Here is a 26,162-nt window from a genome sequence, read left to right as displayed (position 1 = left end):
CAACGAATTCAAATCCTTTACCTTCATTAGGTTCAAATTTGATCCATACGTGACCATATTGTCCACGACCACCTGATTGTCTTACAAACTTACCTTCACAATCAGCAGTTCCTCTAATTGTTTCTCTATAAGCAACTTGAGGAGCACCAACGTTAGCTTCTACTTTAAATTCTCTCTTTAAACGATCAACAATAACATCTAAGTGTAATTCACCTACACCAGCGATAATTGTATCACCAGTTTCAGGGTTAGTTGTCACTCTGAATGTTGGATCTTCTTCAGCTAATCTTGCTAAACCATTTCCTAATTTATCTTGATCTTGTTTAGTCTTTGGTTCAATAGCTAATTCAATAACTGGTTCAGGGAATTCCATTTTTTCAAGAATAATAAAATTCTTTTCATCACAGATAGTATCACCAGTTGTTGTGTTTTTAAACCCAACAGCAGCTGCGATATCTCCTGCATAAACTTCATCGATTTCTTTACGTGTATTAGCATGCATCTGTAAGATACGTCCTAAACGTTCTTTCTTATCTTTAGTTGAATTCAAGATATAAGAACCTGATGAAATTTTACCAGAATATACACGGAAGAAAGTTAATTTTCCAACAAAAGGATCTGCCATGATTTTGAATGCTAATGCTGAGAATGGTTCTTCATCACTTGCATGTCTTTCAATTTCATTTCCATCTTCATCTTCACCTTTAATAGATGGGACATCAGTTGGAGCTGGTAAGAAGTCAATAACTGCATCCAACATTGTTTGAACACCTTTATCTTTATATGCAGAACCACACAATACTGGGAATAACTCAACAGCTAATACCCCTTTACGGATAGCAGCTTTAATTTCTTCCTCAGTTACTGGTTCCTCTTCTAAAACCTTCATCATTAAATCATCATCAAATGAAGCAGCAGCTTCAACCATTTTTTGACGATATTCTTCAGCTTGAGCTTTCATGTTTTCTGGGATTTCAGAGTAAACAACGTTTTCTCCTTTCACACCTTCAAAATGAACAGCTTGCATTTTGATTAAGTCAATCAATCCTTCAAATGTATCTTCTGCACCAATTGGTAATTGAATAGCAACTGCATTTGCATCTAATCTTTTACCGATTGATTCAACAGACATAATGAAGTCTGCACCAGTTGCATCCATTTTATTACAGAATACAATTCTAGGTACTCCATAAGTTGTTGCTTGACGCCAAACTGTTTCAGTTTGAGGTTCAACTCCAGCTTTAGAGTCTAATACTGTAACAGCACCATCAAGTACACGTAATGAACGTTCTACTTCAACAGTGAAGTCTACATGGCCTGGAGTGTCAATAATATTAACACGGTGTCCATTCCACTGAGCAGTTGTTGCTGCTGAAGTGATTGTGATACCACGTTCTTGTTCTTGCTCCATCCAGTCCATTTGTGAAGCACCATCATGTGTTTCACCAATCTTATGAATCTTACCTGTGTAATAAAGAACACGTTCAGTTGTTGTTGTTTTACCAGCATCAATATGAGCCATGATTCCAATATTACGAGTGTTTTCTAACGAAAATTCACGAGCCATAATTTTCTCCTTTCAAATAGTATCTTTATATTACCAACGGAAATGTGCGAATGCTTTATTAGCTTCTGCCATCTTATGAGTATCTTCTTTCTTCTTTACAGAAGCTCCAGTCCCATTAGATGCATCAACGATTTCATTAGCTAAACGGTCAACCATATTCTTTTCGTTTCTTAAACGAGAATAGTTTACTAACCATCTTAATCCTAATGTCATTCTTCTTTCTGGAGATACTTCAACAGGCACTTGATAGTTAGCACCACCAATACGTCTTACTTTTAATTCAAGTACAGGCATAATGTTGTTGATTGCTTGGTCAAATACTTCCATAGCAGGATTTCCAGTTTTTGCTTCAACTTTTTGGAAAGCATCATATAAGATGTTTTGAGCAACACCTTTTTTTCCATCAAGCATGATATTGTTAATTAATTTTGTAACTACCTTTGAATTATAAATTGGATCTGGTAGTACGTCTCTTTTTGCTACGCGTCCTCTTCTTGACATCGGTTATTCCTCCTATCTCTTATTTTTTAGGTCTTTTTGCTCCATAACGAGAGCGTCCTTGCATACGATCTTTTACACCAGCACAGTCCATAGTACCACGAATAATATGGTAACGAACCCCTGGTAAGTCTTTAACACGTCCTCCACGAATTAAAACAACACTATGTTCTTGTAAGTTATGTCCAATTCCTGGAATATATGCTGTTACTTCCATACCGTTTGATAAACGAACACGGGCATATTTACGCAAAGCCGAGTTAGGTTTCTTAGGTGTCATAGTCGCAACACGTGTACAAACACCACGTTTTTGAGGTGAACTAATATTTGTTGGTTTTTTTAACAATGAGTTATATCCTCTATTTAACGCAGGTGATTTAGATTTAGTAGTTTTTTCACTACGTCCTTTTCTGACTAATTGATTAATTGTAGGCATATTTTTCTCCTTTCCTTTCTTGTTAACACACAATTCCGGGTGTTTCATTTTTCACCAGAATAAATGCACTCCACTAAGAGTACCGAGGATGATTATAGGTGAATTTAGATATAAAGTCAACACTTTTTTACAAAAAATATTGATTTTATCATAGAAAAAGGAATTGTAAATAAAAAGACAGTAATCATCATATAGATTTCACTGTCTTCTTCAATGAAGATATCATCTTCACATCTTCATTATAATAATTTTCACAGTTATATGTGTAGTTACTATAGAATTATGGTTTATTTACTTAAAAATATTTGTTTTATTTTTTCTTTTTTCTCTAGTGTCACATCTAAATATTTTTCTAAATAATTGGGGATTGACCCAGCCAATTTTATCATTTCATCAATTGCTGCATCAAAATAAACTTCCTTGGTTTGCATAAGACCTGATAAATATTCTAATACAAATGGATCATTAGTATATTGTCTATATTCATTCATCCTTTTTTCATTTCTTGATGCCATGCACTCTTTCGTTAACATATATTCCTCTTTTACTTTTTCCAAACTGACATCAAGAATAAATAAAGTGATAATAGTTGCAAAACCAGTTCTATCCTTTCCACCTTTACAATGATGTAATAAAGGAAGATTGTTTTCATCAGTAAGTAAATTTATAAATGATGTATATTGTTTGTTAGCATAAGAACTATTGACCAATTCACGCATCTGCTCACTCATCTCATCAGAACGTGCTTTTAATTGCAATCTTCCTTCCTGAGTACTTGATATTTTTATAAGCGCATCAATTTTTTGTTGATCATCGACAATGTTTCCACTAGCAAGATTTGCAACTTCAGCATTAGGAGATAAGTTTATTTCCTTAACCCCTTCTATTTTTATATCTGGAGCTTTTATGACTTCTTGTTTTCCTCTAAAATCAACAATTGTTTTTAAACCCAAATGCTTAAGATATTCAACATCTTGTATAGTTATTTTATTTAATGCATCTGAACGAATCATACGATTATAGCAAATGCATTTTCCTTCTTTGTTAAGAATACCACCAATATCACGGGTGTTAAATGTTCCCTCTAATGTTATTATTCTTGTCATGAAACAATCTCCTCTTTTGCCTGTAATTCATTTTGTGCTTCTTCAGCACATTTACGTTTATCTAATACCTTAAAGAATGGTAAATAAAGAAGGAAGATTGCAATCATTTGGATAGTTTGAACAACTGCCCCTTGCCATCCAGCTGCTAAGAAACCACCGATGAGAGGTGGAGCAACCCATGGTACTGCAATACTGACAATTGACATGAATCCTATTTTTATAGCAAAATAAGCAATTAATAATGAAATAACTGGAGCAAGTGACATTGGAATCAAGATAATTGGGTTAAAGACCATTGGAATTCCAAACTTCATCGGTTCACTAATTCCAAACAATCCTGGTACAACTGCTATTTTTCCAACTGCCTTTAATTGTTTTGATTTAGACATAAATGCTAACATTGCTGATAAAACACAGTGTCTTGGTCCTTTAAATGCTTCTAAAAAATATGAATTGACTGCATTTGTTGCTGGTAATCCTGCTGCTACGTTAGAAGCATTTTCTATAGCTCCTGGCATAAATAAAGTATTATTGGCAGCACTTGTAACATTGCTTCCATGAATGCCAAAGAACCAAAAGAACTCACCTAATAATGCTAATAAAACCATTGCCCAAATAGAATTTCCCAAACCTTCTAATGGTGCTTGTAAAACAGCATAAACAGCTGAATGTACATCACCATAAGATGTCATAGAAAACAACGCACCAATGAGAATAAAGAAAGAAGCAACACCAATAGCAGGTATTAATGATTCAAATGAAGCTGTTATTGCTGGCGGAACACTGGCAGGCATTTTAATTTTTGGTCCTTTCTCTGCCAATAAATAAAACAAATATGTAGCTAACAATGCAACAATAATTCCAACAAACATTCCTCTTGAACCTAGATATGTTGTTGTAAAAACTTTTATAACTTTTTCCCCAATCATTGCTTCTGTCATTGGCGTGACTATAAAGAATGAGACAATAGAAACCAATACAGCATTGAGTTGATTGACTTTCAACAATCTCGCCATATCATACGCTAATGAAACAACAAGATAAATTGTAATAATATCGTTTGTCATTTTAGATCCAATAGTAATAATTGAACCAATTCCTGAACTTTCTAAAAATGCTAGCCATGGATCAATCGGTAAACTAATTAATAAAGTCACAATTGAACCAATCATAATGACTGGTAATAGCCTCGCCATTCCAGATGCAATTGTTTTGACAACTAAATTTCCTGAGAATTTACTTACCGCTTTACTTAACTTTTGTGCAAATGTACCTTTCATAACTATCCTCTCCCTTATTCAACTTTTTCTAAGACTTCAGCTAATACTTTTTCCCCATTCATCATTCCATAATCCATCATGTCAATCGTAAAAACAGGCATATTTAAATCTGAAGATAAATCTTCTAATTTATGTGCAATTTGAGGCGCTAATAATAAAACATCAGAATCTAACTGTTCAAAAATATTGTCTTCCCCAACTGCTAATATTTCAATATTCAAATTCTTTGCAACAGCTGCCTCTTTCATGCGTTGCACAAGCATACTTGTAGAAAATCCACCAGAACATGCTAATAAAATTTTCTTGATCATAATCTTTCCTCCATTTTCTTATTCAATTCTTCTGCATAAGCAACCATTTCCTCGACCATATCTCTAATAGCCATAGCTGTCATTAAGTGATCCTGAGCATGTACCATTAATAAACTCACTTGGTGTTTTTCTCCAGTCATTTCTTTTTGAATCAGTCTGGTTTGAACATTATGCGCTAAAATCATGGATTGACTCACTTGTTTCAGTTGCTCTTTAGCCTTTTCAAACTCTCCCTTTCTTGCTGACTTTAAAGCCAATAGACACTTGGAACGTGCATCTCCAGCATTTAATATAATTGTCATAATCTCTTCTTCCATAATATATACTCCTTACAAAAACTCCTTTAAAAACACCCTCAATTTCTGGTATGTATTTATAAGTTCTAATTGTTTGATTTTATTACTATCGTTCATCAACTTAATTAAAAAATCGCTAATTTCCTGATGCAATAATAAATGTCCCTTTTTCACATTGATTACAAATATGCATTTCACTTCTTTATCGTGAAATACTGTAGGCTTTTCCAGCAAAACAATACCAACACTATCAATATTTCCCATTGGCTGAAGACTATGTGGAGAAGCAATACCCGTATCATATACAGTTGAAAAGCGTTTCTCTCTTTCTAATACAGAATCTTTAAATCCTTGTTTTGCATAGCCTTTATCTACCATTCTTTCACACATTTTTGTTATTAAATCGAGATAATCCCCATTCTTTACAACCCAAAACAAATCTTCATAAAACAAATCTTGTAACCCTAAGACATTGTTTGTATATTGTTCTCCTGAAAAAATTATTTCATTTTTTATTTTATGGAAATCTTTTTCGTCTAAATTCTGATGAATCACTACAACTTTGTTTTGTCCTTTTTCTAAACAAACAGGCTCTGTTGAAATAATCAGTTCTATTTCTTCCATATCATGTTTAGCAACTGACATATGTGGAATGACCATAATATTAGCCAAAGGAAAGTAAGACTGAATTTTTGTTTTAATTAGTAATGTCGAACTTTTCATGCTATCAGCAATAAAAACAATCTTTTTAATACTTTGCATCTTAGCCTGATTTTCTCTTTCAATATGTGTAGCAAAATGCAATGCAAGATATCCAATTTCATCACGCGACAATTGATATTCATTTAATTCCTCATGATAATCTATAAATCGCATAGCGACTAAAAAAGCATTCATATATTGTACAGAAACTGATTTGACTAATGAATCACTCAATGTTAATCCATATGTTACACGCATAATTAATGGATGCAAATGTAATAATAAGTTTTCCTTTAAGACTGTATCTTCGCTAAAATTTGTATCAAAATCTTTATCAACCTTAATCAACGCTTCACGAATAGATTTTGCCAGTTTCATTTTCTGATCAAGTGGCACCATTTCAGAACTGGCTTTTCCGAAAATTTGTGATGCAACTAAATCAATTTCATCATTCGTGATTTGAATTGAATATTGGTTTTCTATAAAGGAGAGTAATTCTTTGGTAATCGCAAATATTTTTATATCAATTAAACTCTTATTAATCTTAATTTCATTAATATAATTCTTCTGTAATATTCTATAAATTAAGATTTTAAGATGAAACAATATGGATTCTATTGCATTGTTTGTCATAATAATATTATATTCATTTAATAAAGAGATAAAGTGATCTGTAACCAAATCAAAATCTAACTTCTCAATAAATTCAAAGAACTCTAAATGAACATTTTGATTCTCTATGACTTTTCTACTAATTCTAGACAACATTTGTCTAATATTTTTTTCATTCCCAGACACTCTAATTCCATAATGAGAGCGAGATTCTAAATGTAACTCACTGTGTTTTAACTCCTTTTTGACATCATTCATATCATTAATGACTGTACTCCGACTGACATCTAGAATTTCAGCAATTTGATTTATAGAAATAAATCCAGTGTTTTGTAATAACAAAAATAGTATTAATGATATGCGATATTCTTTTTTAGCAATGAACTGTTGGAAATCATTATTGAATTGGTGTAAATAAGATTGATATTTTGTATCATCTATTATTTGTAGAAAATATCCTCGCTTACTGACAGTAATAATTTGAAATCCATTTTTATCTCCCGCATCTCTTAACTCACTTAAAAATTCCCTCACTTTTCTTTCTGAAAAACCAAGATGATTTTTAAGTTCTTCTAGAGTTATAATGTCCTGAGATTGAAATAAATCTAATATTTTTTTATTCACGTTACCCATCTCCCAAATTCATTATAGCATTGCCGATATTCTTATAACAGTTTGAAAGATGCATAAATAATTTGTCGATTTGTATACTAATCACGATATTGTTTGACATTACCTTTAATTATACCTTGAAATCAGTAAAATAATTTCTTTTATGTTTTCATAAATCATCACTTCCATCATCTTGTTTATCGACATAGATAAAATCATAAACTATTGATAAACTTATAGATCAACACGAGACCACGTAAAATATCCTATATAATCAACACGATCTTCTAAAATAGCTTTTTTCAATTCACTGATATGTTCTAGAAGAAAGCAAATTCGATAATCATCTTCAATATGTCCAGCGTTATCACTTACCTAATCCATTTTCTGTCATTAAGATTGAAAGTCTATTTATTATATAAGTAGAGAGTCCTGCTTGCCCTGTTTAAAAATTAATACGATTCATTTCATTAAAAGTCACTTAGTATTTGACTTGATCTTTATTCTTAACACTTTTACAAAAATGTAGATACAAGTCAATTATATTTTTGATATTAATACAAAAAAACATCCATTTATATTGGATGTTTAATAAACATATGGAGTTTAAAAAAGCGAGGTAAACAATATACCTCGCTTAATAATACAGTTATCTACTCTCTTAGATTTCTTCAACTGATGCAAACTGTTCTTCAGTTTCACCACTTAATAAATCTTCTGATAATGTTTCAGCTTCTAATTTTTCAGCAGCTTCTAATTCAATACGTTTTCTCTCTGCTTCTAACTCTCTTGCTATTGTCTCAGGAGATTTTAACGCACCTCTTAATCCAGTACCAGCTGGTAATAATTTACCAATGATAACATTTTCCTTTAATCCAATTAAATCATCAACTTTACCTTTAATTGCAGCATCAGTTAAGATTTTTGTTGTTTCTTGGAATGATGCAGCAGATAAGAATGATTCTGTTTCAAGTGAAGCTTTTGTAATACCAAGCAAGATTGGTCTTCCAACTGCTGGATGCTTACCATTCTTAAGAACATCTTTGTTTAATTCAGTAAATCTTTCTGTATTCACATGTGTTCCTGGAAGTGCACCAGTGTCTCCACCTTCAACAATTCTCATCTTCTTCAACATTTGTCTAACAATAACTTCGATATGTTTATCAGAAATCTCGATACCTTGTAAACGATAGACTTTTTGAACTTCTTTTAAGATATAGTTTTCAACTGCTTCAACATCAGCAACACCTAACAATTCCTTAGGATCAATAGACCCTTCAGTAATCTTAGAACCAATACCGACTTCATCCCCAACAGAAACTCTAAGTTTTGCACCATAAGGAGCCAAGTAACTCTTTGTTTCTAATAAGTTAGAGACAACAACTTCAGCACGACCATTGTTATCAATGATGTTTGAAACTTCACCTTCAATTTCAGAAATAATAGATTTTGCTTTCGGATTTCTTGCTTCAAATAACTCTTGAATACGAGGTAACCCTTGAGTGATATCAGCACCACCAGCAACCCCACCCATGTGGAATGTACGCATTGTTAACTGTGTACCAGGTTCACCAATAGATTGAGCTGCCATAATTCCGATTGCTTCACCTAATAAGACTTCTTCTCCAGTCGCTAAGTTACGACCATAACATTTTCTACAGATTCCACCTTTGGCTTTACATCCAAGGACAGATCTAATTTCAACTTCTTTAATTCCAGCATCAGTGACTTCTTTTGCATTTGTTTCATCAAGCATTTCACCTGCTTTTACAATCATTTCACCTGTCACTGGATGAATAATATCTTTTTGTGAATAACGTCCAACTAATCTGTCATATAATGGAACAATAACAGAATTATCAGAAGTATTGTATAATTCACTAACCATAAATCCTCTATCTGTACCACAATCATCTTCAGTAATGATGACCTCTTGTGCAACATCTACCAAACGTCTTGTTAAGTAACCTGAATCGGCTGTTTTCAAGGCTGTATCAGTAGAACCTTTACGGGCACCATGGGTAGAAATAAAGAATTCTGATGCAGTTAAACCTTCTCTAAATGAAGACTTGATAGGAAGTTCAATTGTTTCTCCTTTAGGGTTTGACATCAATCCACGCATACCTACCAACTGTGTAAAGTTAGAGATATTTCCACGGGCACCTGAGTCAGACATGATGAAGATTGGATTCTTAGTATCAGCTTCGAACTCTTCTTTAACGACACCTTGAACTTGATCTTTAACACTTTCCCAAAGTTTAACAACTGCATTCTTTCTCTCTTCTTCAGTTAACTTACCTTTACGATATAATCCCTTGATTCTTTCAAGTTTTTCATCAGCTTCTTCAAATAAAACATATTTACTTTGTGGAACTTGAATATCATATACAGAAACTGTAATCCCTGCAATTGTTGAATAATAGAATCCTTGATCTTTCAATTTATCAAGCATTGCAGTTGTATCAGTTGTTTTGCTTGTCTTAAATACTTGATTAATGATATTTCCTAAAGCTTTTTTACCAAATGGTTTGATAATTGGTTGACTCTCAATATAAGCTTTAATATCTGTTCCTAATGGAACAAAATATTTATTAGGTGTCGCATCTAAATTCTCAACACTTGTATCATTAATAAATGGGAATGCTCCATCAAAGATTTGATTGAAAATAATTTTTCCAACACTTGTAATTAAATAACTATCATTTTGTAATTTTGTAAATGTTTGGTTATTTAATGATTTTCCTCTAATTGCAACTCTTGTGTGTAAATGAACAGTTTTTGCATCATAAGCCATTAAAACTTCATTCACATCAGCAAAGACAGTTCCTTCACCAATTTTACCAGCTTCTTCTAATGTTAAATAATAATTTCCTAACACCATATCCTGTGAAGGTGTAACAATTGGTTTTCCATCTTTTGGACCTAAGATATTGCTAGAACCAAGCATTAACTGTCTTGCTTCTTGGATTGCTTCTTCTCCTAAAGGAACATGGACAGCCATTTGGTCACCATCGAAATCGGCATTGAAAGCAGGCGTAACAAGTGGATGAAGACGAATTGCACGTCCCTCTACCAACTTAGGTTCGAATGCTTGAATACCTAATCTATGAAGTGTAGGTGCACGGTTTAATAAAACTGGATGTTCTTTAATAACCTCTTCTACGATTGGCCAAATTGAATCTTCCATCTTATCAATCAATCTTTCCGCTGCCTTAATATTTGTCGCAATTTGTTCTCTTACCAATCCACTAATAACAAATGGTTTGAATAAGTTCAAAGCCATCTCACGTGGAATACCACATTGATACATCTTTAAATCAGGTCCTACAGCGATAACTGAACGTCCAGAATAATCAACACGTTTACCAAGTAAGTTTTGACGGAAACGTCCCTGTTTTCCTTTAAGTGTATGACTTAAAGATTTTAATGGTCTACCACCAGCACCTGTAATTGGTTTAGAACGACGTCCATTATCAATTAAAGCATCAACAGCTTCTTGCAACATACGTTTTTCATTTTGCACGATAATTGATGGTGTTCCTAATTCTAATAATTTCTTTAAACGATTATTACGTGTAATAACACGTCTATACAAATCATTCAAATCACTTGTTGCAAAACGTCCACCATCCAACTGTAACATTGGTCTTAAATCAGGTGGAATAACAGGAAGAACATCAAGAATCATCCATTCTGGCTGATTCATTGAAGATCTAAATGCTTCTAATGCCTCAAGTCTTTTAATTAATTTTGCACGCCTTTGCCCTTGTGCTTCCTTTAATTCTTTAGTAACTGTTTCAAATTCTTCATCAAGATCAACTTTTTGAAGTAAAATCTTAATTGCTTCAGCACCAGTTTTGGCTTCAAACTGATTTCCGAATTTTTCATAACAGTTACGATAATCTCTTTCAGATAAAACTTGTTTGTATTCTAATGGTGTACTCCCTTTATCTGTTACAACATAAGATACGAAATAAATAATTTCTTCTAATTGTTTAGGAGACATATCAAGAATAAGACCCATTCTCGAAGGAATCCCTTTTAGATACCAGATGTGAGCAACTGGAGTTGCTAATTCAATATGTCCCATACGTTCACGACGTACAGAAGATTTAGTGACTTCTACACCACAACGATCACAGACAACACCTTTATATCTCACTTTTTTGTATTTACCACAGCTACATTCCCAATCCTTAGATGGTCCAAAAATCTTTTCACAGAAGAGACCATCCTTTTCTGGTTTTTGAGAACGATAATTAATAGTTTCAGGTTTTTTAACTTCACCATAAGACCATTCACGAATTTTTTCTGGAGAAGCTAATCCAATTTGGATTGCTGAAAAGTTATTGACATCTGCCATTCATTGTTTCCTCCTATTCTTCGTTACTTTCTTCTTCATCATCAGTGAAGAGATCATCAATTACAGATTCTAAATCGTCAAATGATTCATCTTCCTCTTCAAAATCTCCTTCAACTTCTTCCTCCACAACTTCTTGAGTTGCTTCAGCAGGTTCTGGAGTTGTATCAATTGAAGTTGGGAAACGACGTTCTTCATCTTCAATTTTTCTTTCATCTAATTCATTACCATCTTCATCCAACATTTGAATATCTAAAGCAAGAGCTTGTAATTCTTTCTTTAAAACTCTAAATGATTCTGGTAATCCAGGTTCTGGTAATTTTTGACCTTTAACAATCGCTTCATAAGTCTTCACACGACCAACAACATCATCAGACTTCACTGTTAAGATTTCTCGTAATGTATAAGCAGCACCATAAGCTTCGAGTGCCCAGACTTCCATTTCTCCAAATCTTTGTCCACCATTTTGAGCTTTACCTCCAAGTGGCTGTTGAGTAACTAACGAATAAGGTCCTACAGATCTTGCATGTAATTTATCATCAACCATGTGGGCTAACTTAATCATGTACATAATTCCAACACATACATTAGAATCAAAGTATTCTCCTGTACGCCCAGAAATAACTGGCTGTTTACCATCAACTGGCATTCCTGCCTCTTTCATGATATTTTCTAAGTCTTTAGAATTAATACCATCGAAAGCTGGAGTTGCATAATATAATCCTAATTCTCTTGCTGCATAACCTAAATGCAACTCAAGAACTTGTCCAATGTTCATACGAGATGGTACCCCTAGTGGGTTTAACATAATGTCTAAGACAGTTCCATCTTCTAAGTGTGGCATATCTTCAACTGGTAAAATACGAGAGATAACCCCTTTGTTACCATGACGACCAGCCATTTTATCTCCTTCAGAGATTTTACGTTTTTGAACGATGTAGACTTTCACAACCTTGTTAACACCTGGTTGTAATTCATCGCCTTTCTTTCTTTCAAAAACCTTAATATCGTGAACAATTCCTGCTCCACCATGTGGAACTCTTAATGAATTATCTTTAACTTCTCTAGATTTTTCACCAAAGATAGCTAATAATAATTTTTCCTCTGCTGATAATTCTGCTTGTCCTTTTGGAGTCACCTTCCCAACTAAGATATCTCCTTCTTTTACTTCAGCACCAATCATGATAATCCCTTCACTGTTCAAGTTCTTACGCGCTTCTTCACCAACGTTAGGAATATCTCTTGTAATTTCTTCTGGCCCTAATTTTGTATCACGACATTCAATACTATATTCTTCAATATGAATAGATGTATAAACATCTTCTTTGACTAATCTTTCAGACATGATAACAGCATCTTCATAATTATAACCGTTCCATGTCATGAATCCTACCAAGACGTTCTGTCCTAAAGCCAATTCCCCTAATTCCATAGATGGACCATCAGCTAAAACTTGACCTTTCAGTACTTTATCACCTGTCTTGATAATTGGTCTATGATTAATACATGTTCCTGCATTTGAGATTGCGAATTTTGTTAAACGATAATTTCTAGGTCCATCATTTTCTTCAACAACAATCTTTCTTGCATCAACATAAGTGACAATACCATCTGCTTTTGCAACAATTGCAGCTCCAGAGTCTCTAGCAGCCTGATATTCCATACCTGTACCAACAAGTGGTGTATGTGGATTTAACAATGGGACTGCCTGACGTTGCATGTTGGCCCCCATCAATGCACGTGTAGCATCATCATTTTCAAGGAATGGAATGCATGATGTGGCAACTGAAACAATCTGTTTAGGCGAAATATCAATAAAATCAACTTCACTTGGTTTTGCCATAATATTTTCACCTAAGTGACGAGAAATCACTTGTTCATCTAAAATTTCATTATTTTCACCAATTTGTACTTTTGCTTGAGCAATAATATAATTCTTTTCTTCATCAGCTGTTAAATAACGAACATCACTTTCATCAATGATACTATTATTGACTTTACGATATGGTGTTTCAATAAATCCATACTTATTAATCTTCGCATAAGAAGCCAATGTTGAAATTAACCCGATATTTGGACCTTCAGGTGTTTCAATCGGACAAATACGACCATAATGTGAAGGATGGACATCACGCACTTCATATCCAGCTCTATCTCTAGACAAACCACCTGGTCCTAACGCAGACAAACGACGTTTATTTGTTAACTCTGCAAGAGGATTAATTTGATCCATGAATTGAGATAATTGTGAAGATGAGAAGAATTCTTTCATTGCAGCTGTTAATGGACGAATGTTTGTTAATGATTGAGGAGTCACACTATCAACTTCTGATAATGACATTCTTTCTTTAACAACTCTCTCCATTCTAGATAAACCAATTCTAAATTGATTTTGAATTAATTCCCCAACAGAACGTACACGTCTATTTCCTAAATGATCAATATCATCTAATAAACCAATTCTACTCATTAAACTCACTCTGTCATCACTTGCCAAATCTAATGAATCATAGATATCAACTAAGTTTAACATATATGAATAAGCAGCTAACATATCAGAAATAGTAACAAATTTACAATCTAAAGATAAATCAGTTCCAACAACTTTCATTTTCTTAGATTGAGATTCATCAACATAAACTTCAACAACTTGAATTTTTCCATTTGACTTCAAGAAATCATTTGTTTTCACATCTACAGTATGTGCTCCAGCTTCAAAAACAGGTTTCAAAAGATCTACTTTATCTTTTGTTAAAACTGTTCCTTCTTTCATAACCACATGACCATCAACATCAACAATATCTTGCGCCAATACACGATTTGTAATTCTATCTAACAGACTTAACTTTTTCCCAAATTTAAAGCGTCCAGCACGTGCAAGATCATATCTTTTTGCATCAAAAAATCTTGTGTACAACAAAGTATTTGCACCTTCTAATGTAGCTGGTTCACCTGGTCTTAATTTATTGTAAATCTCAATTAAAGCTTCATCAGTGTTATGAGTTGGATCTTTTGCCAATGTATTTCTAATAAACTCATGATCACCTAAAACTTCAATAATTTCTTCATCACTGCTTAATCCTAAAGCACGTAAAAGGATAGTACCCGGAATCTTACGAGTACGGTCAATACGTACATTTAAAATGTCTTTTGCATCATTTTCAAACTCTAACCATGTTCCTCTTGAAGGAATAACACTTCCTGTAAACACAGTTTTCCCACTCTTATCCATAGCATCAGCAAAATATGCTCCAGGTGAACGTACTAATTGTGAAACAATAACACGTTCAGCTCCATTGATAATAAATGTTCCTGAGTCAGTCATTAATGGGAAATCCCCCATAAAGACTTCGTTTTCTTTAATTTCTCCAGTTCCGTTATTAATCAAACGGAGAGTAGCACGAATCGGCGCTGAATAGTTGGCATCTCTATCCTTCGCTTCATCTACTGAATATTTTGGTTCATCAAAACGACAATCCACAAATTCCAATGTTAATGTTTCATTGAAGTTACTAATAGGATAAACATCATTAAAAACCTCTTTAATCCCTTCATTTTTGAACCATTCATATGAATTTGTTTGAATTTCTACCAAATTAGGAAGTTCCAAAGAACCACTAATTCTTGAATAATTGCGACGATTAATACGACTTTTTGCTTGAGTTACATTCTTTTCCAAGTCCGCTTCACTCCTTATTAATTATCTCTATCTCCATCTTGAAAGCATAGCAAAAAACACTGCTTTTTATACATGAGTAGGCATTGTATTATACTAGCATAGTCAATAGTGTTAGTCAATACCAAATCTCAAATTTCAAAATTTCTTTTGAAATCTTAAAAATCAGTGTTTCTTATAGATTTTAATATAAAATACCCTTTATCTCTTTTGATAATTTCACAATTACCAAAAACTTCATTCATTTTCTTTTGTGCTGATGGCGCTCCTTGCTTCTTTTGAATGACAACAATTAACTCACCATTCTCATTCAGAAAATCAAATGCCTTTTCTAAAATCTCAAAGACAACTTTTTTACCAGCACGTATCGGCGGATTAGAAACAATAACATCAAAAGTTCCAACAACATTTTCATAAGCAAAACTCAAATAAGCTTTTATGTCTTCAACATCATTGTATTGACATGATTGATTTGCCAAATGAACTGCACGCTCATTGACATCAACCATCTCAACATGTAACCATGGATATTCTTTCTTCAAAGAAACCCCTAAAGTTCCATAGCCACATCCAACATCTAATAACGATCTTTGATTTGCTTGAATGTCCATACAGTCTAATAGGACTCTTGATCCATAATCTACACGTTCCTTTGAGAAAACACCAATGTCACTTATAAAAGTTAATTGATGTTTTCGATATTGAAAAGGGATACGTGTTTCATGAGTTTCTAAATCAACATTGTTTGTATAATAATGTGACATATTTTTCTCCTAGAAAAAAAGCCCTTAAGTAGGGCTTTTATTTGTATAACAATTATTTAACTTCTACGCTAGCTCCAGCAGCTTCTAATTGTTCTTTAATCTTAGCTCCTTCTTCAGCAGGAATATCTTTCTTGATTTCTGCAGGAGTTTTGTCTACTAAACCTTTAGCTTCAACTAATCCTAAACCAGTGATTTCTCTTACAGCTTTGATAACTGCAACTTTAGTAGCACCAACATCAGTTAATGTTACTGTTACGTTAGCAGGTGCAGCATCTGCAGCAGCAGCATCACCAGCAACTACAGCTACAGGTGCAGCAGCAGTTACATCAAATTTTTCTTCGATTGCTTTTACTAAATCATTTAATTCTAAAATTGTAGCTTCTTCTAAGTAAGCTAAGATATCTTCATGTGTTAATTTTGCCATTTTATTTTCCTCCATTAATAATTTTTAATTAACTATTCAGCAGCGGGTGCTGCTTCTCCTCTTGCATCTGCAACAGCTTGTAATACTCTTGCAACTTTAGCAACTGGCTCTTTCATGCATGCAAGCAACATTGAGTACATACCTTCACGATTAGGTAATTTAGCCACTGCCATAACTTCTTCCTGAGGTAAGAATTTACCTTCAACATATCCAGCTTTAATCACTAAAGCTTCATGTCCTTTTGCGAACTCTGCTAAGATTCTAGCAGGAGCTACCGCATCTTCATGTCCAAAAGCAATTGCGTTAGGTCCAACAAGGAATTCGTTTAATTCATTCATACCTTCTTGTTCAGCAGCTCTTTGAACTAATTTGTTCTTATAGACTTTGAATCCAACGTTTTCAGCTCTTAATGCTTTACGTAATTCAGTCATATCAGCAACTGTTAATCCACGGTATTCAACAACGATTGAAGATTGTGCAGCTTTAAAGCTTTCAGCAATTTCAGAAACGACTTGTTGTTTTGCTTCAATAATTTCTTTTGACATTGTTACACCTCCTATATAATTTTATATATGCAACAATATATCCGTTAAAAAACTCCCACGTAAAAGCGAGGGAGTTTGTCAATGTGAGTTGACAATATCACCTCGGCAACATGATTAAGGTTTCCCCGTTGCTGTCTACGGTATATTGATTGCGATAATCTATGATCTTCTTATTATAAAGAAGACTGAACTTTTACACTTGGTCCCATAGTTGTAGAAACAACGACGTTTTTCATGTAAGTTCCTTTAGCAGAAGATGGTTTAGATTTAACTAATAAATCATAAACAACTTTAAAGTTTTCTGCTAATTGAGCATCTTCAAATGATACTCTTCCAATTGGCATATGAACATTACCATCTTTATCAGTACGATAAGTCACTTTACCAGCTTTTGTTTCTTGAACAGCTTTTGTAACATCCATAGTTACTGTTCCTGTTTTAGGGTTAGGCATTAAACCTTTAGGTCCTAAGATACGACCTAATTTACCTAATTCAGCCATCATATCTGGTGTAGCAATCATAACTTCGAAATCTAACCATCCTTTTTGGATATCTTCCAAGATTTCTTTTCCACCAACAACATCAGCTCCAGCAGCTTTTGCTTCTTCAACTTTAGCTCCTTGAGTGATGACTAATACTTTTTTTGTTTTTCCAGTTCCGTGTGGTAATACAATTGCCCCACGTAATTGTTGATCTGCATGTCTTGTGTCTAATCCTAATTTGAATACAACATCAACACTTGCATCGAATTTTACATTACTTGTTTTCTTTACCAAAGCAACTGCTTCTTCAATTGGGTATGCTTTACCTTTTTCAATAAGAGCAGCGGCTTCTTGATATCTTTTACCTTTGTTAGCCATTTTCTTTTCTCCTCTTCATTAAATTAGGCATCTAAGCCTTCAACTTTTACACCCATGTTTCTAGCAGTACCTGCAACAATTTTCATTGCACCTTCTAGATCGATTGCATTTAAATCTTGCATTTTGTATTCAGCGATTTCTTTTAATTTATCAGCTGATAATGTAGCGACTGTTACCTTAGCATCAGAAGCTGCTTTCTTAATTCCACATGCTTTCTTAATCATTTCAGCAGTTGGAGCAGTCTTTAATACAAAATCAAAGTTCTTGTCATCATAAATTGTTAAAACAACTGGTACAGTTTCACCCATACGATCTTTTGTTTGATCATTGAATGCTGTACAGAACTTTGGCATTTGAATACCAGCACCTGCTAAAGCTGGACCTGGTTTTGCCCCACCAGCTGGGAATTGAATTTTCATAACTCTTACGACTTTCTTGCTCACGCGACACACCTCCTATTAAAATTTGTCCGTGCTGTGGTCAGTTGGATGTCAATCCTCCCACGCATAGTAACACATATTGCGTCGATTAATTATTATACACAATCATTTCAATAATGCAAGCATTTTTATTGAATTTATCAAACTTTTTTAAAAAGAAAAGACACTTAAGTGTCTTATTATAATTCTACTTTTTCTAATTGAATCAATTCAACTTCCATAGGTGTTGCATTTCCCAAGAAATCAACAAGAACAGTTGCAACTTCTTTTTCACGATCAATAGATTCAACTTTCCCTTGTTTACCAGCAAAAGGACCTGATAAAACTTTCACTTCATCACCTTCAGCATAGTTTATTTCAAGTTGTGTCGTTTGAATTCCCATTCTTTTTAGAATTGGATCAATTTCATGTTTTTGTAATGGGAAAGGTTTTGCCCCACCACCTGACGAACCGATAAATCCTGTAACCCCTGATGTATTACGGACAACATACCAAGCTTCATCTGTCATAATCATCTCTACCAAAACATAACCTGGGAACATATTTTTTGTTTTATTAATCTTTTTCCCATCTTTAATTTCAGTTTCAACATGTTCAGGAATAACAATATTAAACAGACAATCTTGAAGTCCCATTGATTCAACACGTTTTTCTAAGTTTTCTTTAACTTTATTTTCATGACCTGAGTATGTGTTGACAACATACCAGCGTCTTCCTTCTTCATTCATCCCTGGCATACTAATTCATCCCCAATGCTTTCAAAATTACAGCGATAATTGCATCGCTACCATAAAAGTAAACTCCAAATAAAAAACAGAATACCAATACAACCATAGCATTATATGCCAATTCTTTTTTAGTCAACCAATGAATATTCTTGATTTCACTACGTACACCCTTAAGTGTGAACCACTCTTTTAGTTTCATGTCCATCCTCCTATTTCGATTCCTTATGCAAAGTATGCTTTCCACATTTCTTGCAATATTTGTTTAGCTCCAATCTTTCTACATTCAAACGCTTATTTTTTGTAATTGAATAATTACGTGACAAACATTCTGTACAAACTAAAATCACTTTTTGTTTCATGCCTATCACTCCTTTTCCGTTATTATAATTTAACACATTTATTTTCACTCGTCAATGGCTTAGACTTTTTATGGTACCGATATACTGCATTATAGACACTCCTTACAGAAATATCAAGGATATCTGCAATTTCTTGTTGAGGATAACCATCATGAATATAACGGATAATCATCAATTCTTTGGGGGAAGCTACCTTTTTTACACATAACTGATATTCTTCCTCGGTTTCTTTAATCTTCAATATTGAAGACGGTTGATATTGCCAAGAAGGATCACCAATCAATTCTGCAAATTGCATCTCATCTTCTGGGTATACTGTTTCATCCAATGATACAAATGTAAAATAACGGCTCAATTGTTTTCTTTTCATTTGATAAACAAAAGAAAGCATCCTCTTCCTCATCACATGATACATAAATGTTTTCAAACTTGTCTTCTGATCCGCTCGATAACAATCTAATAATCCAGAAAAACACGCCATAGCCACTTGAAGATAATCTTCAAAATCATATTCTCCCTGTGAGTACCCAATAAATGGGAATATCCACCTTCTGACAATAAGATAATAACGTTTATATAATACTTCTTGAGCTGCTTCACTTCCACACCTCATCAAATAAACCAATTCATCATCGCTTATGTAACGTTCCACGTTACCTCCTTTCTACTTGAAAGGGTGACGAGAATTATATACCTGATAAAGAATAAGTGCTGTCGCAACTGATGCATTTAAAGAAGTCACATGTCCTGTCATTGGTAAAACAACATTCATATCACAATGAGATTTTACTAGTTTCGATATTCCAAAACCTTCTGACCCCACCACAATAACAAGCGGCATATTGTAATCAATAGCACGATAGTCCTGTGATTCATTCAACTCGCAGCCAACAACCCAAAAGCCACGCTTTTTTAAATCATCAAGAGTTCTTGATAAATTTGTAACTTGTGCAACTTTAACATAATCTATGGCGCCAGTAGAAACTTTCGCAACTGTCGAAGTTAACCCAACACTACGATTTTTACCAATAATAACACCATCAACTTCTATGGCATCACACGTTCTTAAGATGGCTCCTAGATTATGTGGATCTTCCAATCCATCTAACATCAATAATAGTGGTTGTTTCCCTTTAGGAATTGCATCAATAATTTCATCAATTGAAGAATATCCATACCCTTCTGTTTGAGCCACTACACCTTGATGCACAACATTTCCAACAAGCTGATTTAAGACACCCTTATGAGCAACAATATTCACTTTTGCATTCTTTGCTTTAGCCAAAGATAAAAGTTTTTCATCTTTAGCATTCTTCATCATATAAATCTCATAAACTGGCTTTTCACCCTTCAAAGATTCTAAAACTGTATTTTTACCATAAATATATTGTCTCATATTTTACCCCTTTACTTGTCTCAAATTCGTCTCAAATTCATCTCATAAATTTCTCATTACAAACTCTTTGTATAACTCAAATATTTCTTGAATCCTTTTTTCTTTCTTTAATAAATACAAATGACCAATTAATGCTTCAAACCCTGAAGACTGATTATGCGTAATCACACTTGTATTTTTCATAACTCTCGTATTCTTAGCATTACGTCCTCTTTTATAAATACGAATTTCATCTTCATCTACCCACTCATGAAGCATTGCCTCTTTCATAAAAGCAGCTTGTGCCTTAGCACTCACAAACTGAATAGCTGCCTTTTGCAATAAGTCAGGTTTCGTTATTTCTTGATCAACAATTAAATATTCTCTTACATAAACCTCAAAAACACCATCACCTAAATAAGCCAAAGCTAATGGATTTATCAATTCTGGTCTCATTCTAAATAATTCCTCTCATTTGAAGCTGACCTCTTAATTCATCTGCCTTATCAAAATTCTTATTCGCTTTTTCTTCTAACCATTTTTCATATAACACAATATCATTATCACTTAATTGCTTCATTTCATGAACAAAGCCCATCACATCTAACATCTGAATTAATGTTTGATATTCTCTTGAAATAACTTGATTATCTTTATCTTTTACACGCATAGATTGATTCAAAACCTTTACTTGATTCAATATTTGAGTAAGTGCTAATGATGTATTTAAATCATCACTTAATGCCTCAACCATAGTGTCAACAGTTTCTTTTGAATATTCCTCTTGTTGATAATGTTGAACTTGTAAATATAAAGATGTCTGTTTTAAAACATTTTCAACTTTTTCAACTTCTTTTTTGACACTTGTTAAAACTTCTTCAGTAAAATTTAATGGATTACGATAATGAGTTGACAACATCAACCATTTAAAAACATTGCATCCTAACGTTTCAATTAAATCTTTAGCCCACAAAACATTCCCTAATGATTTTGACATCTTTTGATTATCAATATTAATCATTTGATTATGCATCCAAACATTAGCTATTGGATGGTGATGACACGCCATAGATTGAGCAATTTCATTTTCATGATGTGGAAACTTCAAATCTTGCCCACCACCATGAATATCAATACGTCCATCATCAAAAATATCATTAATCATAACGACACATTCTGTATGCCATCCTGGTCTTCCTTTAGACCATGGACTTTCAAATTGAATTCCTTCATCAGTTTTCTTCCACAACGCAAAGTCAGTTGATGACTCTTTTTTATCATTTTCATCAACTCTCTCACTTGCTCCAGCAATTAAATCTTCTACTTTAATCCCTGATAACATTCCATATTCATTTATCTTTGTGACTCTAAAATAAACATCTCCATCAACTTCATAAGCAAAACCTTGGTCAACCAAACTTTGAATAAAGTCAATAATCGGCTGCATTGTTTCAGTTACACGTGGTGAGTATGTTGGAAACAGCAAATTCAATCCACTTCTTATATCATTATAAGCCTTGATATATTTATCTGTTAATTCCTTTTCTGTAATTCCCTCTTCCTTTGCTGCTTTAATAATTTTATCATCAACATCAGTAAAATTAGAAACAAATGTCACCTTATAGCCAAGATATTCAAATGTTCTTCTGAGAATATCAAAAACAATGAGTGGTCTAGCATTGCCAATATGCGCATGATCATAAACTGTTGGTCCACAGACATAAATACTCACTTCACCTTGTTTAATTGGAACAAATTCCTCTTTCTTATTTGTTAATGTATTAAAAACTTTCATAATGACCTCCTTATAAATAAAAAAGCAGATGATAAAGAACACATTGTGTCTATCCACTTTATCATATGCTTAATTCACACTTTTAACGCAAGTTCACGTTCTTTCTTTTCAAAAGACTCAGGTTAGTGCATCAAAAATCATTCATTAAGTCATTCCCAGCATCAGACTCTCTCTTTAAACTTCATAATTTTATCATTCTCACCTATAATTTATTTATACTATAACAAATTCATTTTTATTTATCAAGTCTATTCCTCTTTATGAACCTTTAAAGAATTAAGATATTGTGAAATAATACTAATTTCATCATCATAAACCTTTTGTGGTGCTTGATAACTTAAAACATATTCAGAATTAGCAGTAAAGTAAACCAAATGCTTAAATTTAATGCCAGTTGATTGATAAGTTCCTGTAAATTCCTGACAATTTAAACCACTATCTATTTTTAAATTTTTATAGCCAACATCAATGGCACCATCTTCCTCTAATTGACCAGCATATAATTCAGGCATATCATCAATTTCATTATCAGTATCATCAATGATTGTTTGATATGACATCACTTCTTGTTCTCTTACAAATTGAACAATTGCTTTATTCTCAACAGATGTATCCATCTTAAAATCCTTAGGATAATAAAACGAAACTTGATCTGCAACCTCATATAACGTTCCATCTTTTTCCAAAAAGACAGTCTCAGATTTCTTCCCACAAGCAAAAACAGTTAATAATAATGTGACAATAGTAACGACTTTTAAACAAGCGCGCATATCTTTACCGCCTCCTTACCATCCTTTATTGTACTAAACATTATTTAAGAAAGCAATTAAAAATCTATTTTCACACAAAAGAGATAGGTTCCCCTATCTCTTTTGCTTAATCTAACAATGAATTAAAAACTTTCAAATAGGCATCAGCACTTTTATCCCAGTCAAGTTTCGCTTCCATTGCACGATGTACTAAACCTTGCCACTTCTCTTTATCAGCATATATACGTAATGCATAATCAATAATATCCATCATTTCATGCGCATTATAATTTGTAAAACTAAATCCCATTCCTGTATTTTCAAATTCATTGTACGGTTCAACACTATCTTTTAATCCACCAGTTTCTCTAACAAGAGGAATTGTTCCATAACGTAATGACATCATTTGTGACAAACCACAAGGTTCAAACAATGAAGGCATTAAGAACATATCACACCCTGCATAAATACGACATGATAATCCGAAATCGTACTTCAAATTCAAAGATAATTTTTGTGTATGATAAGCTGCCATAGCTTTGAGTGGTTCCTCATATTTTTGATCTCCAGCACCTAAAATAACAACTTGTACATCACGTTTCATTAATTCATCCATACGATCAATAATTAAATCTAAACCTTTTTGCCAAGTTAATCTTGTAACAATCCCAATTAATGGAACATCTGGATTCACTGGTAATCCACATTCAGCCTGAAGAGCTGTTTTGTTGTTAACTTTCTTTTCATCAACTGTCGTCATATCAAAGTGTTCAACAATTTCAGGATCAGTTGATGGATTGATAGTTTCATAATCAATACCATTTAAAATACCATACAAATCATGTCTACGCATCTGCAAAATGCTTTGTAATCCCTCACCAAAACTATCTGTTAATATTTCTTGAGCATAAGTTGGTGAAACAGTTGTCACTACATCACTATAATAAATAGCTGCTTTCATCATATTAAAACATCCATCATTACGACAATTCCCATTATAATATAAGTAATTATCTAATCCAAAATGGTCACTTAATAATTTTGGATCACATTTTCCTTGATAAGCAATATTATGAATTGTAAATACAATTTTAATTCCCTGATAATATTCATAATAAGCATATCTTTCCTTATAAAGAGTTGCAATCATTGCAGTTTGCCAGTCATGTAAATGTAAAATATCTGGTTTGATATCAACATGTGACATTAATTCTAAAACTGCAAAATCAAAGAATGCAAATCTTTCATTATCATCATCATATCCATAAAGACCTGGTCTTCTAAAATATTGTTCATTATCAATAAAATAATAAGTGACACCATCATGCTTTGCAGTAAAAACACCACAATAGCACTTTCTCCATCCTACCCAAATATCATAACTTGCAACATATTCCAACGTCTCAGCCAACTTCATATCTTGATATTTTGGTAAAACAACAATACACTCATGACCTTTTTGAACAAGTGCCTTAGGTAATGACCCCAAAACATCTGCCAAACCACCAGATTTGATATATGGATTTGCTTCACTTGTTGCGAAAACAATTCTCATTATACAACATCTCCTTCTTTGACGTACAGTGGCTCACCTACGCTTACCAGTTCCTTTTTCTTTTCTATACGTGCATCTTTATCAATTATCACATTTTCTAAATGTGCTCCAGCACTCACATGTGATCCATTAAGAATAATACAGTTTTTAACAACAGCATTTTTACCAATCACAACATTACGTGATAAAATACTTCCCTCAACATCACCATCAACAATGACACCATTAGCAACAAATGACTTTTTCACTTGAGCATTCTTTAAATATTTTGTTGGTGGAGTATCATTTGTATTGGTGAAAATAGGCCAAGTACTCTTAAACACCTGTGTTGAAATATCCATATCCAAAAATTCCATACTCACTTTATAATAAGATTCATAAGAATCAATACATCTTGCAAATCCTTTATATTCATAAGCCATAATTCTTCTTTCATCACATAGATATGCCAAAGTATCTTTTAAATCAAAGAATGAACTGATTTTCTTTGCATACTTTAATAACTCTAATAACACTTTTGCATTCACAACATATGTTTCTAAAGAAATATTTCTTTCTTTACGATTTCCTTTGTTTTGTTTAATTTCAGTCACTTGTTTTCCTTTTAACCTTAAATAATCTGAACCTACAAAAGTTTCATTAGCATTGTTAATACGCTGATAAACAACTGTAATCTCAGCTCCTGATTTCGCATGAGCTTCTACAACTTCAGCATAATTCATTGTTGTAATAATATGTGCAGGTGCAATGACAACATAATCAGCTTTTGCTTTTTGTAAAAACGCAATGTTTTCAATTAAATTATTAACATCATGATTATATAAAGCATTATTTGCACATTTTTCATTATAGAGAAGCGAAACCCCTCCAGATTTAGAGTTAAAGTTCCAAGAGTTACCATTCCCCAAATGTTTAAATAAAGATCTCGGTTTTTCTTTAATCAAAACACCAACCGTATCAACATTTGAGTTAGACATATTTGATAAAACAAAATCAATAATACCATAACGACCCAAGAAGCTTACCGAAGCAACTGGTCTTCTTTCCGTTAATCCTTCATAAGATACATCAGAGTGTAAATTTACTAATCCTACTACTTTTGCCATATTCTT

At 33.2% G+C, this 26,162-nt stretch carries 26 protein-coding genes and 1 other annotated feature; all 26 genes read right to left on the bottom strand.

Going from position 1 to position 26,162, the window contains the following annotated elements; translation table 11 throughout:
* Window positions 1–1,567 (bottom strand): elongation factor G (fusA, locus tag AC5M21_RS04760; protein WP_412109633.1); only part of this gene is annotated, 1,567 nt, incomplete at its 3' end.
* A 30-nt stretch (window positions 1,568–1,597) separates the two neighbouring features.
* Window positions 1,598–2,068: a 30S ribosomal protein S7 gene (gene rpsG / locus AC5M21_RS04755; RefSeq protein WP_008789975.1), complete on the bottom strand. Its 471-nt coding sequence runs from the start codon at window positions 2,066–2,068 to the stop codon at window positions 1,598–1,600.
* Between the two features lie 19 nt (window positions 2,069–2,087).
* Window positions 2,088–2,501 (bottom strand): 30S ribosomal protein S12, encoded by a 414-nt coding sequence (gene rpsL / locus AC5M21_RS04750; RefSeq protein ID WP_008789976.1) that lies wholly within the window; start codon window positions 2,499–2,501, stop codon window positions 2,088–2,090.
* A 287-nt stretch (window positions 2,502–2,788) separates the two neighbouring features.
* Window positions 2,789–3,607 (bottom strand): tyrosine-protein phosphatase, encoded by an 819-nt coding sequence (locus tag AC5M21_RS04745; RefSeq protein ID WP_008789977.1) that lies wholly within the window; start codon window positions 3,605–3,607, stop codon window positions 2,789–2,791.
* Complete coding sequence (locus AC5M21_RS04740; protein WP_008789978.1) at window positions 3,604–4,887, bottom strand: PTS sugar transporter subunit IIC; 1,284 nt, start codon at window positions 4,885–4,887, stop codon at window positions 3,604–3,606. Before AC5M21_RS04740 ends, AC5M21_RS04745 begins: the two co-directional genes overlap by 4 nt.
* 14 nt (window positions 4,888–4,901) lie before the next feature.
* Window positions 4,902–5,198, bottom strand: coding sequence for a PTS sugar transporter subunit IIB (locus AC5M21_RS04735; RefSeq protein WP_008789979.1), 297 nt, complete (start codon window positions 5,196–5,198; stop codon window positions 4,902–4,904).
* A complete protein-coding gene (locus AC5M21_RS04730; protein ID WP_008789980.1) occupies window positions 5,195–5,515 on the bottom strand; it encodes a PTS lactose/cellobiose transporter subunit IIA in 321 nt (106 codons plus the stop codon). The genes AC5M21_RS04735 and AC5M21_RS04730 overlap by 4 nt, the downstream gene beginning before the upstream one ends.
* Window positions 5,516–5,527: 12 nt before the next feature.
* Window positions 5,528–7,441 carry a BglG family transcription antiterminator gene (locus AC5M21_RS04725; RefSeq protein WP_202086272.1) on the bottom strand — a complete coding sequence of 638 codons (1,914 nt, stop codon included), beginning with the start codon at window positions 7,439–7,441 and terminating at the stop codon, window positions 5,528–5,530.
* 213 nt (window positions 7,442–7,654) lie between these two features.
* Entirely contained in the window at window positions 7,655–7,774 is a 120-nt protein-coding gene (locus AC5M21_RS04720; RefSeq protein ID WP_108912067.1) for a family 1 glycosylhydrolase, read from the bottom strand.
* A gap of 307 nt (window positions 7,775–8,081) precedes the next feature.
* Entirely contained in the window at window positions 8,082–11,783 is a 3,702-nt protein-coding gene (gene rpoC, locus AC5M21_RS04715) for a DNA-directed RNA polymerase subunit beta' (RefSeq protein WP_008789982.1), read from the bottom strand.
* A gap of 13 nt (window positions 11,784–11,796) precedes the next feature.
* Complete coding sequence (gene rpoB, locus AC5M21_RS04710) at window positions 11,797–15,459, bottom strand: DNA-directed RNA polymerase subunit beta (protein WP_008789983.1); 3,663 nt, start codon at window positions 15,457–15,459, stop codon at window positions 11,797–11,799.
* A gap of 155 nt (window positions 15,460–15,614) precedes the next feature.
* Window positions 15,615–16,220, bottom strand: coding sequence for a class I SAM-dependent methyltransferase (locus tag AC5M21_RS04705; protein ID WP_008789984.1), 606 nt, complete (start codon window positions 16,218–16,220; stop codon window positions 15,615–15,617).
* A gap of 52 nt (window positions 16,221–16,272) precedes the next feature.
* Window positions 16,273–16,644: a 50S ribosomal protein L7/L12 gene (gene rplL, locus AC5M21_RS04700; RefSeq protein WP_008789985.1), complete on the bottom strand. Its 372-nt coding sequence runs from the start codon at window positions 16,642–16,644 to the stop codon at window positions 16,273–16,275.
* 32 nt (window positions 16,645–16,676) lie between these two features.
* Entirely contained in the window at window positions 16,677–17,189 is a 513-nt protein-coding gene (gene rplJ, locus AC5M21_RS04695) for a 50S ribosomal protein L10 (protein WP_008789986.1), read from the bottom strand.
* 37 nt (window positions 17,190–17,226) lie between these two features.
* Window positions 17,227–17,348 (bottom strand) — a sequence feature (ribosomal protein L10 leader region).
* Between the two features lie 14 nt (window positions 17,349–17,362).
* The gene (gene rplA, locus AC5M21_RS04690; protein WP_008789987.1) at window positions 17,363–18,049 is read right to left on the bottom strand and encodes a 50S ribosomal protein L1; all 687 of its coding nucleotides are present in this window, start codon (window positions 18,047–18,049) and stop codon (window positions 17,363–17,365) included.
* A 23-nt stretch (window positions 18,050–18,072) separates the two neighbouring features.
* Window positions 18,073–18,492, bottom strand: coding sequence for a 50S ribosomal protein L11 (gene rplK, locus AC5M21_RS04685; protein WP_008789988.1), 420 nt, complete (start codon window positions 18,490–18,492; stop codon window positions 18,073–18,075).
* Between the two features lie 176 nt (window positions 18,493–18,668).
* Window positions 18,669–19,226, bottom strand: a complete 558-nt coding sequence (nusG, locus tag AC5M21_RS04680; RefSeq protein WP_008789989.1) for a transcription termination/antitermination protein NusG — start codon at window positions 19,224–19,226, stop codon at window positions 18,669–18,671.
* Between the two features lies 1 nt (window position 19,227).
* Complete coding sequence (secE, locus tag AC5M21_RS04675; protein WP_017144104.1) at window positions 19,228–19,416, bottom strand: preprotein translocase subunit SecE; 189 nt, start codon at window positions 19,414–19,416, stop codon at window positions 19,228–19,230.
* Between the two features lie 10 nt (window positions 19,417–19,426).
* Window positions 19,427–19,576 carry a 50S ribosomal protein L33 gene (gene rpmG, locus AC5M21_RS04670; RefSeq protein ID WP_017144103.1) on the bottom strand — a complete coding sequence of 50 codons (150 nt, stop codon included), beginning with the start codon at window positions 19,574–19,576 and terminating at the stop codon, window positions 19,427–19,429.
* 22 nt (window positions 19,577–19,598) lie between these two features.
* Window positions 19,599–20,228 (bottom strand): sigma-70 family RNA polymerase sigma factor, encoded by a 630-nt coding sequence (locus tag AC5M21_RS04665; protein WP_008789992.1) that lies wholly within the window; start codon window positions 20,226–20,228, stop codon window positions 19,599–19,601.
* Between the two features lie 12 nt (window positions 20,229–20,240).
* The gene (rlmB, locus tag AC5M21_RS04660; protein WP_008789993.1) at window positions 20,241–20,972 is read right to left on the bottom strand and encodes a 23S rRNA (guanosine(2251)-2'-O)-methyltransferase RlmB; all 732 of its coding nucleotides are present in this window, start codon (window positions 20,970–20,972) and stop codon (window positions 20,241–20,243) included.
* Window positions 20,973–21,014: 42 nt separating this feature from the next.
* Window positions 21,015–21,407 (bottom strand): Mini-ribonuclease 3, encoded by a 393-nt coding sequence (locus AC5M21_RS04655; protein ID WP_008789994.1) that lies wholly within the window; start codon window positions 21,405–21,407, stop codon window positions 21,015–21,017.
* Window position 21,408: 1 nt separating this feature from the next.
* A complete protein-coding gene (cysS, locus tag AC5M21_RS04650) occupies window positions 21,409–22,746 on the bottom strand; it encodes a cysteine--tRNA ligase (RefSeq protein WP_008789995.1) in 1,338 nt (445 codons plus the stop codon).
* Between the two features lie 248 nt (window positions 22,747–22,994).
* Window positions 22,995–23,516: a hypothetical protein gene (locus tag AC5M21_RS04645; RefSeq protein WP_008789996.1), complete on the bottom strand. Its 522-nt coding sequence runs from the start codon at window positions 23,514–23,516 to the stop codon at window positions 22,995–22,997.
* A 106-nt stretch (window positions 23,517–23,622) separates the two neighbouring features.
* Complete coding sequence (glgA, locus tag AC5M21_RS04640) at window positions 23,623–25,050, bottom strand: glycogen synthase GlgA (protein WP_008789997.1); 1,428 nt, start codon at window positions 25,048–25,050, stop codon at window positions 23,623–23,625.
* The gene (gene glgD / locus AC5M21_RS04635; RefSeq protein WP_008789998.1) at window positions 25,050–26,156 is read right to left on the bottom strand and encodes a glucose-1-phosphate adenylyltransferase subunit GlgD; all 1,107 of its coding nucleotides are present in this window, start codon (window positions 26,154–26,156) and stop codon (window positions 25,050–25,052) included. Before glgD ends, glgA begins: the two co-directional genes overlap by 1 nt.
* Between the last annotated feature and the right edge of the window lie 6 nt (window positions 26,157–26,162).

The sequence above is a fragment of the Coprobacillus sp. genome, assembly GCF_984815275.1.
The sequence above is the reverse complement of the archived record's forward strand: the minus strand, read 5'-3'. Positions and strand labels throughout refer to the sequence as shown.